The sequence below is a fragment of the Streptomyces vinaceus genome (genome assembly GCF_008704935.1).
GTDB lineage: Bacteria > Actinomycetota > Actinomycetes > Streptomycetales > Streptomycetaceae > Streptomyces > Streptomyces vinaceus.
The window spans coordinates 529,644-545,391 of the sequence record NZ_CP023692.1 but is presented as its reverse complement, the minus strand read 5'-3'; the positions used below and the strand labels follow the sequence as shown (position 1 = coordinate 545,391).

13 protein-coding genes and 1 pseudogene are annotated in these 15,748 nt (G+C 74.6%); 9 read left to right on the top strand and 5 right to left on the bottom strand.

The genetic code is table 11. The features are described from left to right. Positions 1-5: 5 nt before the first annotated feature. The 4 genes from CP980_RS02590 to CP980_RS02575 all read right to left on the bottom strand — a co-directional run bounded on the left by CP980_RS02590 (position 6) and on the right by CP980_RS02575 (position 3,356). The gene (locus CP980_RS02590; protein ID WP_150492481.1) at positions 6-734 is read right to left on the bottom strand and encodes a DUF8017 domain-containing protein; all 729 of its coding nucleotides are present in this window, start codon (positions 732-734) and stop codon (positions 6-8) included. Next, entirely contained in the window at positions 709-1,404 is a 696-nt protein-coding gene (locus CP980_RS02585) for a hypothetical protein (protein ID WP_150492480.1), read from the bottom strand. The genes CP980_RS02590 and CP980_RS02585 overlap by 26 nt, the downstream gene beginning before the upstream one ends. Next, the gene (locus tag CP980_RS02580; protein WP_150492479.1) at positions 1,380-2,483 is read right to left on the bottom strand and encodes a PQQ-binding-like beta-propeller repeat protein; all 1,104 of its coding nucleotides are present in this window, start codon (positions 2,481-2,483) and stop codon (positions 1,380-1,382) included. The genes CP980_RS02585 and CP980_RS02580 overlap by 25 nt, the downstream gene beginning before the upstream one ends. A gap of 63 nt (positions 2,484-2,546) precedes the next feature. After that, positions 2,547-3,356: a dienelactone hydrolase family protein gene (locus CP980_RS02575; RefSeq protein WP_150492478.1), complete on the bottom strand. Its 810-nt coding sequence runs from the start codon at positions 3,354-3,356 to the stop codon at positions 2,547-2,549. Positions 3,357-3,705: 349 nt separating this feature from the next. On the opposite strand from CP980_RS02575, the gene CP980_RS02570 reads away from it, so the two are divergent. Genes CP980_RS02570 through CP980_RS02560 form a run of 3 tightly spaced genes read left to right on the top strand, consistent with a single transcriptional unit; the run spans position 3,706 to position 7,775 of the window. Next, a complete protein-coding gene (locus CP980_RS02570; RefSeq protein ID WP_150492477.1) occupies positions 3,706-5,172 on the top strand; it encodes a lipase family protein in 1,467 nt (488 codons plus the stop codon). 20 nt (positions 5,173-5,192) lie between these two features. Then, positions 5,193-6,695 (top strand): cytochrome P450 family protein, encoded by a 1,503-nt coding sequence (locus tag CP980_RS02565; protein WP_150492476.1) that lies wholly within the window; start codon positions 5,193-5,195, stop codon positions 6,693-6,695. A 12-nt stretch (positions 6,696-6,707) separates the two neighbouring features. After that, positions 6,708-7,775 (top strand): beta-ketoacyl-ACP synthase 3, encoded by a 1,068-nt coding sequence (locus CP980_RS02560; protein WP_150492475.1) that lies wholly within the window; start codon positions 6,708-6,710, stop codon positions 7,773-7,775. Between the two features lie 69 nt (positions 7,776-7,844). Here CP980_RS02560 and CP980_RS36310 read toward each other — a convergent pair whose 3' ends face one another. Beyond that, entirely contained in the window at positions 7,845-8,627 is a 783-nt protein-coding gene (locus CP980_RS36310) for a lysophospholipid acyltransferase family protein (protein ID WP_167535774.1), read from the bottom strand. A 152-nt stretch (positions 8,628-8,779) separates the two neighbouring features. On the opposite strand from CP980_RS36310, the gene CP980_RS02550 reads away from it, so the two are divergent. From CP980_RS02550 to CP980_RS35755, 6 genes and pseudogenes are all read left to right on the top strand, one after another. Continuing rightward, positions 8,780-9,031: an acyl carrier protein gene (locus CP980_RS02550; protein WP_167535773.1), complete on the top strand. Its 252-nt coding sequence runs from the start codon at positions 8,780-8,782 to the stop codon at positions 9,029-9,031. After that, entirely contained in the window at positions 9,028-10,233 is a 1,206-nt protein-coding gene (locus tag CP980_RS02545; protein ID WP_189999153.1) for a beta-ketoacyl-[acyl-carrier-protein] synthase family protein, read from the top strand. The genes CP980_RS02550 and CP980_RS02545 overlap by 4 nt, the downstream gene beginning before the upstream one ends. A 107-nt stretch (positions 10,234-10,340) precedes the next feature. Further along, the gene (locus CP980_RS02540; RefSeq protein WP_132753593.1) at positions 10,341-12,431 is read left to right on the top strand and encodes a SpoIIE family protein phosphatase; all 2,091 of its coding nucleotides are present in this window, start codon (positions 10,341-10,343) and stop codon (positions 12,429-12,431) included. Positions 12,432-12,447: 16 nt separating this feature from the next. Continuing rightward, positions 12,448-13,059, top strand: a complete 612-nt coding sequence (locus tag CP980_RS02535) for a nucleoside/nucleotide kinase family protein (RefSeq protein ID WP_150492472.1) — start codon at positions 12,448-12,450, stop codon at positions 13,057-13,059. Positions 13,060-13,429: 370 nt separating this feature from the next. Then, positions 13,430-14,008, top strand: a complete 579-nt coding sequence (locus tag CP980_RS02530; protein ID WP_229907431.1) for an RNA polymerase sigma factor — start codon at positions 13,430-13,432, stop codon at positions 14,006-14,008. 947 nt (positions 14,009-14,955) lie between these two features. Beyond that, positions 14,956-15,672 (top strand): annotated as a pseudogene (locus CP980_RS35755) (IclR family transcriptional regulator); the annotation flags it as partial. Positions 15,673-15,748 lie beyond the last annotated feature (76 nt).

Genomic DNA, 15,748 nt, shown 5'->3' with positions numbered 1-15,748 from the left:
CAAATTCAACCTGTTGGCTCTCCCGACAGCCGTACCGTGCTGAGGATCTTCATGACCAGCTCGTCGCTGACCGCGCCGGGCACGCCCGTCTTGCCGTAGAAGTCCCAGGCGACGAAATCGCCCTTGGCGTTCTTGAAGCCGAAGGCGACGGCCCGGCCCTCACTGGCGCACTTGCCGGTCCGCTTGGCCCCCTTCGACCGCGCCTTGACGTAGCTGCCCTTGACCCCGGACCTCGTGGTGTACTCCACCGGCTCGTCCCAGGTGACCGCGTCCTTGTCCGGCTGGGTGTACGCGCCGTAGACCCAGGCCGTCGCCGTCTTCCGCGCCACCTCGTCGGTGCTCTTGGCTCCGTCCCCGCCCTTGGTGCCGGTGCCGGCGAGCGCGAAATCGCTGATCCGGCCGTCCCCGTCCGCGTCGACGCTGCACCACTTGTACTTGTAGAAGGCGGGCGCGGTGTGCCCGACGACGGGCTTGTCGGGGTCGGCGTGGTCCGAGAAGCCGTAGAACACGTCGGAGGACTTGACCTCCCAGTCGGGCGGGACCTCGAACGCGGTCCCGTGCCTGGGGTTGACCACGGTCTTCCACCCGGCGGAGCCCGACGCCGACGGGTCCGCGCCGTCCCCGTCGCCGTTCACGACCACGACGGCGGTGACCGCGGCGGCGACGGTCACGGCCGTCGCCGCGCACACGGCCACGAGAGCGAAACGCCTACCGGCCGAAGGAGAGGATGGCATGGCTCACCTCCGTCGGCTTCGGGCTGTACACGCGGCCGTTGAGCAGGAAGAACCGCCCGCCCGCCCAGGCCATGCGCACCAGACCGGGGTAGAAGACGGACTCGGCGCCCTTGGCGGCGTCCGGGCTCGCCAGGACCACCTGGGGATCGCCTCCGCCCGCCGCGGGGACGGCCGCGATCGCCCCCGCCGCCCCGGCGCCGGACTGGATGTAGACGAGCAGCTTGCCGTCCTCCACCGCCAGTGGCCACATGGCGCGGTCCTTGGGCGCGGCCGCGTGCCACTTCTCGGCGCCGGTGCCCAGATCGACCGCGACGACCTCGTCCGTCGTGTCGATGCCGAGGTCCTTGCCCGGCTTGCCCGCGGCGATGTAGAGCGTGTCGGCGTCGACGACGGCGCCCACGCAGCCGTGCAGATCGCCGCTCCCGTCGCCCCATCCGTTGCACCGGCTCTGGACCCCGAACGTGGACTCGGTCTGCGAGCGGACCTTGCCGTCGGGGGTGAAGGCCGTGATGTTCCAGACCTTCCGGTCGGAGTGGTACGCGGCCACGGCCAGGGGATCCACCGAGTAGATCCGGCCGAGGTTCCAGCCCTTGTCGTACACGTAGTTCCACTTGGGCGCGCCCGTTGCCGGGTCGGCCTCCTCGATCATGACCTGGGACTTGCCGGCCACGTCGTTCGGATCGGGGCAGTTGCGTACGTTGAACAGCCTGCCGCCGCCCCGCCGACGGCCGCCGGATAGCACCCGCCCGTCTTCGACGTGCCGTAGAGCTTCCTGCCGTCGGTGACCGAGAAGCCGCTGACGACGGCCGACCGGGCGACCGCGACGGTACCCCCGGTGATCACGAGGTTGAACTCGAACGCGCTGTCGTAGGAGTTCTCCTGCGGCACCTCGGTCTTCCAGCCCGTCTTGCCCGTGACCAGGTCGATCTGCTGGAGGTGGGTGCAGTGGGCACCCTCGCTGTCGCTCGCCTTCACGCCGACGACCAGCTTCCCGTCGGCCGACGGTGCCCGGGGTACGCCGCACAGCCCGCTCTCCAGCGTGATCTTCCACTTCTCCCGGCCGTCGCCCACCCCCTGGGCGGTGATCTCCTTGAACACCGCCTTGACCACCACGTCGCCCACCCGCCACGGACCGTACTGCGAGGCTCCCGAACCGGGCAGTTCGGTCCGGTTGCTGCTCAGCCAGACCGGGGCCTCGCCCGGCTTGATCCCGGCGTTGAGGTCGTACTCGTCCGGGCCGCCGCCCGCGCCCTTGCCGTCGCCCTGGTCGACCGAGGGGGATCCGGACGGCGTGGCCGCGGCCGACTCCTTGGCCGAGGGCTTGCCGCGGCTCGGGCCCGTCACGGCGTACACCCCGCCGCCGATCACCAGCAGCGCGGCGACCAGGGCCGCGATCAGCACGGCGGTCCGGCCCCGGAACGCACCCCCGGTCCTCTCGCCCGGCGACGGGGGCAACGGGCCCCCGAACCCTTGCTGTTGTCCCGGATACCCGTACGGGCCGGCCGGCGGAGGAGGCGGAGGGGGCGGCAGCGGCGCGTGCTGCTGCGGCGGAGGCTGCGGCAGCGGCTGCGGCTGCGGCAGCGGCTGGGCGTACGGATTGCCGGGCACGGGCCCGGAACCGGGCGGCGGCGCCTGATAGTCGGAGCCGTAGCCGGGCTGCACGGCGGGCGACGGGGGAGGGCCCGCCGCCCGCTCCGCGGCCCGCTGCCCATCAGGGTCGGGCAGTTCGTCGAGGTCGTGACCGGTCATGGTGCAAGTGTTGCCGGTGGGCCAACCCGGCTGGAGCACTTTTCTGGACGAAAGGCTGTCCGGTCAGCCGCGGAGCCGCTCGTGCAGGAACGTGGTGACCTCCGCGCGCGCCCTCAAGGCCGGGTGGTCCGCCGGGGTTTCGCGGACCTCCAGGGTCAGCACCGCGTGGGCCTGCCGGCCGAACCCGTCGGCGTTGCCCGGGGCCGAGCCGAGCTGGATGACCTTGAAGGCCTCCCCGAGCCGGGAGCTCAGGGTCTCGAACCGCTCCTGCGGCGCCATCCAGTCCTCGCTGAAGCGGAGCCCCATCACGCACAGGCCGTTGTTCCGCGTGCGCTCGACCACCCGCCGCAACTCGCCCTCGGAGACACCGGCGTCCGCGCGCCGAGCGGCGCCGAGCGCGATCGGGGCCGACGGCTGGCTCATCACGGGAGCCAGTACGACATCGTCCACCGCTGCGGCCAGGGCGAAACCGCCCGTGAAACAGAGGCCGATGACGCCCACACCCGCGGCAGGGGTCCGGGCCGCGAGGTCGCGGGCGAGGGCCCTGAGGTAGTCGGCGACGGGCCGGCGCGCGTCGGTGGCGAAGGCGCGGAACTCCGCGGAGACGCAGACGCGGGCCAGGACGGCCGCCGTCCGGGCGGCGGACAGGGGCTTGCCCGGCGTACCGAACAGCGAGGGCATCACGACGGTGAACCCCTCGTCCACCAGGTGCTCGGCGAGTCCGAGCACCTCGGGCGTGATCCCGGGCAGCTCCGGCAGGAGTACCACGCCGGGCCCCTCGCCCTTCTCGAAGCAGTCGTACGTGAGCCCCCCGGCCGCGAACGGGGCCCTGCTCCAGCCGGCGAGGGTGGAAGTCGGTGCGCTGCCTGTCATGTGCCCCTGCTCTCGGTCCGGTCCCGGCGTCGGCAGCCGACTTTACGCCGCGTCCATGCCAAGCGGGCGGCCGGATCGGGGCGTGTCAACCACGAGCGGTCCCGGTCATCCTCCCGGAGTCCGTCCCACCCCGGCGGGTGAACCGGGCGCCCTCCGGCCGCGCCCCGGCCCGTGGGCACGGGCCCGCGAAGGGGGCCGGACCCGGCTCCGTACGCGGCGCGAGGTGCGCGAACGGGGCCCGGCCGCGCGGAAAGGATCACTTTCGGTGCCACGATTCCCCCGCACACAACGGGCAGGCAAGGCTGCGAAGCCGTTCTCCGGGATGAGAGGTACGAAAGTGGCGCCTCAGGTGGTCGACGAAACGACTCAGCGTCTGCCGGCGCGGAGGAGTCCGGACCCCGCCACCCCGGGTGCGGCCCCGGCCGCCGCGCGCGTACCCGCGCCGGCCGCCCCCGGACCGGCGGCGCCCGAGCGGACCGACGCCGAACTCCTCGTCGCGGCCTCGGTCCTGCTCGCCGACGCGGCCCTCACGGCCAAGCAGTCGGGCGCGGAGCTGACCGGCGCGATGTTCAGCTGGCGGTTCGGGCTGGAGGCACTGAAGCGGCCCGGCTGGGCCCTCGCCGCCGCCGTCTCCTGCGCCCGGGCGCTGACCGACTCCGCCGGCCTCGGGTTCGGGGCCAACGGCGGAGCGGCCGGTGAACTCCTGCGGATGGCCGGGAACATGACGTACCGCCGCCCCGCCAAGGTGGCCATGGCCGTCGACGCCTTCGCCCTGCGGATCAAGGCGGCCGCCGTCGACCACCCCAACCTCGATGCTCCCGCGGCCCGCCGCCTCACCGAGGCGATGGTGGCCGGGAACCGGCTGGAGGCGGCTCGGGCGATGCGGGCCCTGATCGAGCTGCTCGGGGTGACCCGCGCCCTGACCACGGTCAGTCCCGTCATCATGGAGCTGCTGGCCCTGCTCGGCCTGCTCGACGAGAACCCGGTCAACGACGACTTCTCCTGGGTGACCCTCGCCGGCGGCGTGCCGACCACCGACCCCGTCCTCGGACTCCCCAGCTCCGTCCTCAGGTTCCTCAACCCCGGGCCGGGCCGCGCCGAGCGCACCGAGCCGGACCCGATCCTCGCCAAGGTGCTCGCCACCTCCCGCAACGACATCGTGAGCTACGTCAACGACATCGGGGCCCTCGGCAACCACGGCCTGGTGCTGCTGCGCCGCGTCGCGTGCGCCGACGGCGCCGTACGGTACGTCCTGCTGCTGCCCGGCACCAGCTTCGGACTGCTCAGCAACAGCACCCCGCAGGACCTGGTCGGCGCGTTCGACGGACTGCTGCGCACCGACACGACGTACACGCGCGCCGCGAAGAAGCTGCTGCGGCGGGCCGGGGTGCCCGCCGGCGCGGAGCTCATGATCGTCGGGCACAGCCTGGGCGGGATGACCGCGATGAACCTCGCCTCCGACGTGGAGCTGTGCGCCACCCACCGGGTCACCCACGTGATCGCGATCGGATCCCCGATCGACAGCAAGCGGCCCGCCGACCACACCACCCGGGTCATCAGCCTCGTCAACAAGCACGACGTGATCCCGGGACTGGACGGGCGCGGACCGGCCTCGCCCCACGACATCCCCGAGAGCTGGGTCGAACTGGCCTGGCTGGACGAGTCGTACGACTACCCGCTCTCGCACGCTCCGCAGGCCTACTCCGACGCGCTGCGCGGGGAGTTCACCCACTACCGCGACCAGGTGAACAAGCTGATCGGCGCGTACGACGGCGAAGTCGTCGGCAACCAGCCCTACATGCTGCGCGACAAGTGACCACGAGGGAGACCCGACCGATGACCACCGCCGACGCCCCGCTCCCGGCCACCGCGCCGCGACGCCCCGCCACGGCCTGGCCCCTGGAGAACGCCCTGTTCAGCGCGGCGATGGCCGCCCAGCGCCTGCCCTGGGTGGACGCCCCGGCCCGCGCCCTCGGGCTGGACCTGCTGACCCGGGACGGGGCGACGCGCGCGCTGCTGGGCTTCCTGCGACGTACCCGGTCCGGACGCCCGGTGCAACTGCGCACCCCCTTCGGACCGTTCCTCCTGCCGCTGGCCGCGGCCGACGCCGCGGGCCTGCTCGCGGCGTCCGACGAGGCGGGGGCGCTCGCACCCGCGGTCGGTCTCACGGCCGGCGGGGAGCGGTACGGCCTGTCGCCCCACGTACCGCTGCCGCGCGACGCGGCCGTACCGGCCGCCGAACTCGGCGCCCTGCTGGCCGAGGACGTGGGCCGGGTGATCGCGGCCCGGCGCGGGGACGGCACGCTGGACCGGTCCGACTGGCAGCGCGGCATGCTGAGGCTGAGCCGGCGCGTGGTGGCGGGCTCCGCCGCCGCCCAGGACACGCTGCTCAGCGAGGTGCTCGCCGCGGCCACCGCGGCCGCCGGCACCCGGTCGTACGAGGGCCGCGCCGAGGCCCTGCGGCGCCGGCTGGCACCGCACCTGGCCGACCCGGACCCCGCCTCCCTGACGGGCCGGCTCCTGGCACGGGGGACCGGGCGCGAGGCGGCGGATCCGGACGCCGCCGCACCGGCCGTCGCGCACGCGCTCGCGCTGGTCTCCCAGGCCTGTGCCGACACCGTGCTCCAGGCGCTGGCCCTGCTCGCCGTGGGCGCCGCCGCCTCCCCGGAGGCGGCCGTGGCCGAGGCGCTGCGCCGGTGGCCGCCGGTGGCCGCGGCCGTGTACCCCGTACGGTCGGACTTCGTCTGGCAGGACCTGGCGGTCGAAGCCGGGACCGAGATCCTGCGCGTGCCCGGCTGGCTGCGCGGCCTGGACGGCGAGGGCCTGCCGGACCCGGCGCCGGCCGGACCCTCCGCCGCCGAGGGGGCCTGCGGGATGCCGCCGCTGTGCGGGGCGCCGACCGGGTGCGCGGCGACGCGGTTCGCCGCCCTCGTCGCCGGGCACGTCGTGAGCGCCCTCACCGAGGCGGTCCGTCCGCTGCTGATCGCCCCGCTGTTCACCGCGGACCGGCTCCCGGACACGCTCGATCCGCGCACGCTGGTGGTGGCGCTGGAGGACCGCGCCGCCCCGCCCGACGACGGACGGGTGGGCGTCACCCTGCCCACGGCGGTCCCCGTCTCGGCGTTCGGCTACGCCCCGGCGGCGTACGGGGCCCTCGCGCACGCCAGCGCCGACCGGCTGGAGCGGCACGCGCAGAGCCTCGCCGCCTGCGCCGGGAACAGCGGCTGGAACGCCGACGAGGAGGGCGAGCGGTACCGCACGGCCCTGCTGGACCACGCCGAACGGTGTGCCAGGGCCGCCGACGGCGTACGTCGGGCGGCGAAGCGGCTGACGGACTGAGAGGACGGATCCATGGACACCTCGGCATCCCCGCCCGTACTGCCGCCCGCGCCCGCGGCGGCGTCCGGCCGCGGCGCGGTCCTCGCGGGGCTCGGCGCGTACGTGCCCCCGCGCGTCCTGACCAACGCCGAACTGTGCGGGCGGCGGCCCCTCGGCGACGAGTGGATCCGGGCCCGCATCGGCGTGGCGAACCGGCGCGTCGCGGACGGGGAGGCCACGGTCGACCTCGCGGTACGGGCCGGCCGGCACGCGCTGACCGCGGCCGGGGCGTCCGCGGTCGACGCGGTCGTCCTGGCCACCATCTCCCCGGACCGGCTCCTCCCGGCCGGGGCCCCGGAGGTGGCGGCGCGGCTCGGCCTGGGCACGGTGCCCGCGTTCGACATCGCATCGGGCTGCAGCGGGTTCCTGTACGGGCTGGGCCTGGCCTCCTCGATGATCACCTCCGGGGCCTTCGAGAGGGTCCTGCTCGTCGCCTCGGACGTGTTCAGCGCGTTCCTGGATCCCCAGGACTGGCTGATGGCGGCCATCTTCGGCGACGGGGCGGGAGCGGTGGTGCTGTGCGCGGGCGAGGCCGGCGCCCCCGGTTCCCTCGGCCCCTTCGACCTGGGCAGCGACGGGGCGCAGGCCGACCTGCTGGAGGTCCCCGGCGGAGGTGCGCGGGCGCGCAAGCGCCAACTGGCTTCTCCGGGAGAGGAGTTCTCGCCGTACTTCCGGATGGACGGGCCCGCCGTGCGCAAGCAGGCCGTCGTCGGCATGTGCGACTCCGTGACGCGGGCCGTGGACCGGGCCGGGTGGCTGCTCGGCGATCTCGACATGGTGGTCGCCCATCAGGCCAACCAGCGGATCCTGGACGGGCTCACCGCCGAACTGGGCCTGGCGCCGGGGCGGGTGCTGTCGCACATCGAGCAGTACGGGAACACGGCGGCCGCCTCGGTGCCCGTACTGCTCGCCCAGGCGGCCGCCGCCGGGACGCTCTCGCCGGGCCTGCGGGTGGCGCTCACCGCGTACGGGGCGGGCCTGGCCTGGGGTTCGACCACCGTGGTCTGGCCCGAGGTGCGGGCGGTGGCCGAGGGCGGGTGAGTGGGTGCGGCCGCCGCCGGGTGCGGCCGGGGCGGGTGAGGTGGCCCCGGCCCGCGCGCTCCGTGCGGTCTACCAGAACGGTGTGTCCCGCCTGCGCCGTTCCCGGTCCACCAGGGCCTGTACGGCGGCCTGCGAGGCGGCGCACAGTCGGCGGGCCGCGGCCGCCCGGGCGGTGTAGGACTCGGGCCGGGGCGGCGCGGGAATCGGCTCGCCGACGGTCACGAGCCACTTCGCGGGCAGCGGGAAGACCGTCGTGAGCGGGAAACAGGGGAGGTCGAGGAGGCGTGCCAGGGCCGGGATCTCGCCGAGCCGGGGGCACGCCTCCTCGGCGCCGATGACGGACACCGGGACCACGGGGGCGCCCGCACGGACGGCGGTCACGGCGAACCCGGGGCTGAACGGCCGGAGTTGGTAGCGCTTGCGGAAGGGCTTTTCCAGACCGGAAATCCCCTCGGGAAACACTCCGACGAGTTCCCCGGCGGTCAGGTGTTCCATTCCCAGCGTCGGATCGAGCGGAATGGCGCCCTTCTTCCGGGCATAGGCGCCGACGACCGGGAATCGGAAGACCAGGGGCGCCGCGGGAACGCGCAGGGGCCGTGCGAGGCCGCGGGCGAAAACCTTCTGGAGGACGAAGGCGTCGAGTCCCCATGCGCCCGAGTGGTTGGCGACGACGACGGCGGGCCCCTCGGCCGGGATGTTCTCCAACCCGGCCACTTCCAGCCGGAAGTAGTCGTCCACGAGCCAGTCCAGGAAGCGGTCCCAGGCGCCTTCACCGGCATCTGCCACCAGCCGCTTCACATTCCTGAGCTCGGCTCCGGCCACCTCGATCACATCGGTCATGCTTTCCGACACGAATGATCCCCACTCTCGCATTCCGAATCATCAACAAGCCGGACAGGGACGGGTTTTGAGTAAATACCCTGCCGTGGTACCTATTTGAGCACGAGAAGGCCCGTCCTCATCACCGTGCTTCCGTCGCACCGATACCGCAAATGAGAGATGCCGTGACCACTTCCGCACCGGAATCCGTCCTCGACGTGATCAGCGAACTGCTCGTCGAAAAGTTCGAAGTCCCCTCCGAAGAGGTACGGGGGAGTGCGCCGATGAGCGACCTGCTGATCGATTCGCTCATGATCGTCGAAATGGCCATCGCCGTTCACGAAACGCTCGGGGTCAAGGTCGACGAGGAGGAGCTGCGCGCCGCCACCCTCGACGAGTTCGCCGCCTCCGTCGACGCACGGCTGACGGACCGTTGACCGGACGCCCCGAGGCGGTCGTGACCGGGCTCGGGCTGGTCACCGCGGCCGGGTGCGACCGGGACACGACGTGGTCGGCGGTCCGCGCCGGCCGCGCCACCGCCGCCCCCGACCCCGAGCTGCGCGGTCTGCCCGTCTCGCTCAGCTGCCGCGTACCGGAGCTGGACCACCCGGTCCTGCGCCGGCGCGGCTCCGCCCACCTGGACCCCGTCGACCGGTTCGGCCTGGTGGCCGTCGCCCAGGCGCTCGACCAGGCCGGGCTGGACCCGGGGGAATGGGACGGCGACCGGGTCGCCGTCGTCACGGGCGGCAGCACCGGAGGCCTGCGCACCCAGGACAGGGCGCTCGCCCGCCTCGGGGAGCGGGGACCGGAGTTCGTCTCCCCGTACTTCCTCCCCGGCTACCTGCTCAACATGACCTGTGCCAACATCGCGCTGCGCTTCGGGGTGACCGGTCCCACCCTGGCCACCTCCACGGCCTGCGCCTCGGGCACCACCGCCCTCGGCCTCGCCCGCGACCTGCTGGCGGCCGGCCGGTGCGACATCGCCCTCGTCTGCGGCGCCGACGCCTCCGTCACCCGGCTCATGGTCACGGGCTTCGCCCAGCTGGGAGCGGTGTCGGACACCGGATCGCGTCCCTTCGACGCCACGCGGGACGGCTTCGTCGTCGCCGAGGGCGCCGGCGCGCTGGTCCTGGAGCGGCCCGCCCACGCCGCCGCCCGGGCGGCCCGGCCCCTCGCCCGTCTCATCGGCCACGCCGCCTCCACGGACGCCCACCACCTGGTGGCCCCGCACCCCGGAGGCCGCGGAGCCGAGCAGGCCGTCCGCGCCGCCCTCGCGGACGCCGGGATCGGCCCCGCGGAGGTCGGCCACGTCAACGCGCACGGCACCTCGACCCGGCAGAACGACGCCATCGAGGCCGCCGTCCTGAGCCGCGTCTTCCCCCACCGGCCGCCGGTCACCTCCGCCAAGGGGGCCCTGGGCCACACCCTCGGGGCCGCGGGCGCCGTCGAGGCGGCCCTGACCGTCCTGGCGCTGGCCGAGGGAATCGTTCCGCCCACGGCCGGGCTGGCCGAGGCCGACCCCGGGACGGAGATCGACGTGGTCGGCGCGGAGGCCAGGCCGCACGCCGGACAGGTCGCGGTCAGCAATTCCTTCGGGTTCGGCGGCCACAACGCCGTGGCGGTCCTCGCCCGCCCCTGACCGCCGCGTCGGCCCCGCCCGTCCGCCCGCGCCCCCGCCCACCCCTCGCCGCGCCGGGAAGCGGCCCCGGGCGGGCAGGGCGACCATGGGGGTGTGGAAGGTGCGCCATGACCGAGCAGACGCCCATCGAGGATCTGATCAGCGGGGCCGCCCAGGACGCCGGAGGCTGGCTCGGCTCCCTGCCCGTGGCGCAGCTGGCCACCGGCGCCGACGGGACGATCGTCCGCTGGAACCGCGCGGCGCAGGAGCTGCTGGGCTACGCCCCGCCGCAGATCGTCGGCCGGCACATCGCCGAGCTCCTCCACCCGGGGGCCGACCGCAGCCTCGGCCGCGCCCTGTGGGAGACCGCCGTCACCGGACGCGGGGTGATGGGCACCGTGACGGCCTGGCACCAGGACGGGCACCCGCTGGAGCTGGAGATCTGGGCCTGTCCGGTGCCCGGCCGGCGCCACGGCTCCTCCTCGGTCCTCGTCTTCGCCGCCGACGCCCACGCGGCCCGCCGGATCCGGGGCTCCTCGGCGGTGTGGGACGGGCTGTTCGCCCGCTCACCCGTCGGCATCGCCATCCTCGACACCCAGCTGCGGTTCCTCCAGGTCAACCCGGCCCTGGAAGCCATGAACGGCCTCCCGGAGTCCGCCCACGTCGGACGGCGCCTCACGCAGCTCCTGCCGGAGGTCAACGCGGAGGACATGGAGGACGCGATGCGCCAGGTCCTGCTCACCGGGGAACCGGTACTGGACCGCCGCCGCTCGGGGCGCACCCCCGCCGAGCCCTCCCGGGACCGGGTCTGGTCGTGCTCGTACGTCCGCGTCGAGGACCCCGGCGGCCGCCCGATCGGCGTGATCGCCTCCCTGCTCGACGTCACCGAGCAGCAGCGCGACCACACCGAGGCCGAGGCCGGCCGCCGCAGGCTGGCGCTGCTCAGCGAGGCCAGCGCCCGCATCGGCGCCAGCCTGGAGCTGGAGCGCACCGCGCAGGAGCTCGCCGACCTCGCCGTACCGCAGCTCGCCGACGCCGCCACCGTGGACGTACTGGACACCCTCGCGCGCGGTGACGAGCCCGGCCCGGGGCTCGCCGGGGGCGTTGCCCTGCGCCGCCTGGGCAAGGCCCCGCTGACCGGCTCCGCCGTCATCGGCATCCTCGCCCCGCTCGGCAGGACCCTCGTCTTCCCGGCGGCCGCCCCCTACACCACGGCGCTGGGCGCCCGCAGGCCCTTCCTGATCGCGCACCTGGACGAGCAGACCGTCGCCTCCGCGGCACGCCACACGAGCAAACCGGCGCAGCTCCTGCCCGTCGGCGTGCACTCGTTCATGATGGCCCCGCTGATCGCGCGGGACCTCGTGCTCGGCGTCGCGACCTTCTACCGCACCAGCCCCGTCGGCCCGTTCGGGCCCGAGGACGTCACGCTCGCCGGCGAGCTCGCCGCCCGCGCCGCCGTCAGCATCGACAACGCGCGCCTCTACCACCGCGAACACGAGACCGCCGTCGTCCTCCAGCGCAGCATGCTGCCCCAGCACATCACCCCGCCGCCCGGCATCGAGGTCGCCCACCGCTACCTGCCGGCCAGCGACGTCAACGAGATCGGCGGCGACTGGTACGACGTCCTGCCGCTCCCGGGCGGCAAGGCCGCCCTGCTGATCGGCGACGTCATGGGCCACGGCATCGCGGCCGCGGCGGTCATGGGACGGCTCTCCGCCAGCGTGCGCGCCCTCGCCCGGCTCGACCTGGCCCCCGAGGCGCTGATGCACCAGCTGGAGGCGACCCTGGACGACCTGGCCGATCCGATGATCGCCACCTTCCTGTACGCCGTCATCGACCCGGCGAGCGGCCGCTGCCGCATCACCCGCGCCGGGCACCCGCCGCCCGCGACCGTCCGCCCCGACGGCACGGTCCGCCTCCTCGACCTGCCGCCCGGCACCCCGCTGGGCGTCGGGGGGACCACGTACTCCACCACCGACCTGGACCTGCCCCCGGGCAGCCTCCTCGTCATGTACACCGACGGCCTGGTCGAGGCGCGCGGCAGCGACATCGACGTACGCCTCGCCGAACTGACCCGGCTGCTCGCCGAACCCTCCGGCTCGCTGGACCAGTTGTGCGACGCGCTGATCACGCAGCTGGTCCCGGCCTCGGCCGACGACGACATCGCCCTGCTCATCGCCCGCGTCGGCACCGACCCCCACCCGCCCCCGCCTCCCTGACGGGCAGGATGGGGGCATGGAGTTCAGCGAACTGGAGGCGCGGGCCCGGGTGCTCGCGGCCACGGACACCCGCCGGATCCTCGGCATCGCGGGGCCGCCCGGGGCAGGCAAGTCCACCCTCGCCGGCCGCCTTGCGAGGGCCCTCGGGCCGGAGCGGGCCGTGGTCGTGCCGATGGACGGGTTCCACCTGGCCCAGGCCGAACTGGAGCGCCTGGGACGGGCCGACCGCAAGGGCGCCCCGGACACCTTCGACGTCGCCGGGTACGCGGCGCTGCTGGCCCGGCTGCGCGCGCCCGCGCCCGCCGTCGTCTACGCCCCCGCGTTCGACCGGGCGCTGGAGGAGCCCATCGCCGGGAGCATCCCCGTCGACCCGGCCGTACGCCTGGTGATCACCGAGGGCAACTACCTGCTGTACGGGGCGGGGCAGTGGGCGGGGCTGCGGGCGCTGCTCGACGAGGTCTGGTTCCTCGCCCCCGACGACACCCTGCGCGTACGGAGGCTGGTCGAGCGCCACGTACGGCACGGGAAGGCGCCGGCCGACGCCGAGGAGTGGGTGGCGCGCTCGGACGAGGCGAACGCCCGCCTGATCGCGGCCGGCCGCAGCCGGGCCGACCTGATCGTGGAGTAGGCCCCGTCCCCTGCGGGTCCTGAGGGGCGTACGCGGCGGCCAGGGGGGCGCGCAGCGGATCAGATGCGCCATTTCCCGAAAGATTTCCGTCGACAGCCGTGCACATTCGGGCGTCTTTTCCGATGGGGTGGTGTTGGGGGAGCGGCCGGTCCGACCGGCCGCTGGATGTGGGGGGCAGGCATGCCCGTTCCGCTCACTTCACCGGAAGGCTTTCCGCCGACGTGAAACCTGTCCAGACCTTCACTCCCGTGCCGATACTCGGCGCTTTCGACGCGATCGACGCCGTCCGCAGACACCCGCGCCTGCCGGGTGCGAGGACCCGGACCGCGACCGCCCGTACCGGCGACGACCGGCATCCCTGGAGGAGCGCATGAGTGAGGGCGAGTTCGACCCGTCCGGGGACCGGGCGGTCTCCAGCGAGCTGGCCGGCGTGCTTCCGGTCGAGTTCTGCGCGTTCCACTCCCAGCACCACCGCGCCTACCTGCGCTACGCCCACCTGCAACTGGGCTCCCGGCAGGACGCCGAGGACGTCGTCGACGACGTGTTCACCTTCCTGCTGAAGGTGTGGCGCCAGGCGCTGAAGGAAGCGAGCCTGCACGGCTTCGCCTGGGCGGTGCTGCGCGAACACGTCGCGCGCCGCCTCGCGCTCCTCGGCCGGCCGGCCGCCATGGTCGAGACGGCCTGGTTCGCCGCCCTGCGCCGCGCCTCCCGGCACCGCATGGAACTGCTGGAGGCCAAGCTGGGCCTGTACGCGGCGATCGCGTGCCTGCCCGATCGCCACTACGACGTGGTGTTGCTGGCCTTCCTGTTGGGGTACGACAACGGCACCGTCGGCCGGATGATGGGGATCTCGCCCGCGGCGGTCCGTTCGCACATTCGAGGCGCGAGCCGAATCCTGTCCCAGAAACTCGGGGCGGACTGGGCGCCTGGAGAGGAGAAGGGCCAGTGAGCGACATGACGGCCGAACCCGACGCCGTGCCGGGGGAGAAGCTGGCGGCGGCCCTGGAGGGGGCCGAGGTGCTCGTCGAGGAGTACGCGGGCTACGACGAGGACGCCGCCCGGCGTCGCATCGCCCGCCGCATCGCGGCGGACCGGGCCCGCTCGGCGAGCGGCGCCCCCGGCCGCGGCTTCCCGGCGCCGGCCTCCCTCGCCGGCCGCGCGCAGCTGCCCGCGCTCGCGCCCACCACGGCCGACGACCTCGTCCTCGACGCGGCCTGCCACGTACGGGCCGCGCGGGCGCTCGACGACCTGGCCTGGTCGCTGGCCGAGAGCCGGTCCTTCGCCGAGCTGGCCCTGGCCGCCTCCAACTGGCCGCACGGCGCGCAGCCGGCGCTGCTGTTCGGCGCCCTCCTGCACCTGGCCGACCGGATGGAGGGCGCCCAGTTCTGGTTCCAGTACGCGGCCGGGGCCGGTTCGCGGACCGCCGCGCGCCTCCTGCACCTCCACCACCTCGCGCGCGCCGAGGTGGACACCGCCCGGCACTGGAGGGCGATGGCCGAGGCCCTGCCCCCGGACGAGGGGCTGGCGCACCTGCCGGAGGTCCCGGAGAACCTGGAGGAGGCCCTCGGAGCCTCGGTCATCTGGACCTCGCCGCCCATCAGCACCCAGGACCTGACCGCCCTCACGGCGGTGAGGGGGCACGGCGGGCGGCCCCCGTACCGGCTGCCCGCCCGGCTCCGGCGGGCCGTGACGGCCCTGAGCTGGAGCGAGGACCAGGACCAGGGGGAGGTGTACCTCCTCGGCCCGCACGTGGCCGTGGCCATCGCCCAGCACGCGCGGCTGGACATCCTGCACCTGACGGACGAGGCGAACGCCTGGGCGCTCGAAGCCCTCAGGCACCCGCAGCCGACCGGAAGGGCGCGCGGCGCGTCCGGGGGACGTCCTGCTCCGGTCGCGATGGAGGCCGTCCACCGGGCGCTGCGCGTCCTGGAGGTCGTGGGCCGGTACTCGGGCGGGGTGAGCCTCGCCCAGATCGCCCGCGAGACGCGGCTGCCCCAACTGGTGCTGGCCCGGGTGATGGAGCAGCTCGTACGGGCGAACCTGGCGGCCCCGGCCGGACCCGGCGCGTACATCGCGGGCCGGGCGCTCTTACTGACCGGGGCGGCGTCCGGCGACGGGAGCGGACACCTGCAGGAGACCCTCGCCTGGGTCCGGGACGCGGTCGGCGCGGCCGTCTACGTGGCCCGCTACACCGACGGCGAGGTCTGCATCACCCAGTACGCCGACGGCCCCGCGACACCGCTCGTGGACGAGTGGGTCGACTTCCGGGCCGCCGCCCACGCCTCGGCCGTGGGCAAGGCCCTGCTGGCGCAGCTCGGACCCGCAGGCCGCAAGGACCACCTGTCCCGGCACCGGGCGGCGCGGTTCACCGCCCACACCCTCACCCGGCAGGAAGACCTCTTCCGGCAGCTCGACACCCGCCGGCCGGGCGAGCCCCTGCTGGACCTCCAGGAGTACGCCGTGGGCACGATGTGCGCGGCCGTCCCGATCACCTCGGGCCCCAACGCCGAATGCCTGGCCCTGTCCATCCCGGCCCCGGACCCGCACCGGCTCGGGCAGGCCGCCCGGATCCTGCAGAGCGAGGCCGCGGCCGTACTGCTGGCCCTGATCGTGGCCGGCACCGGTTCCGGCGCCGGCGGCTCCCCTACGGCGCCGCAGCGGGAGGAGGGGGCGGGGGAGCCCGGCAGCG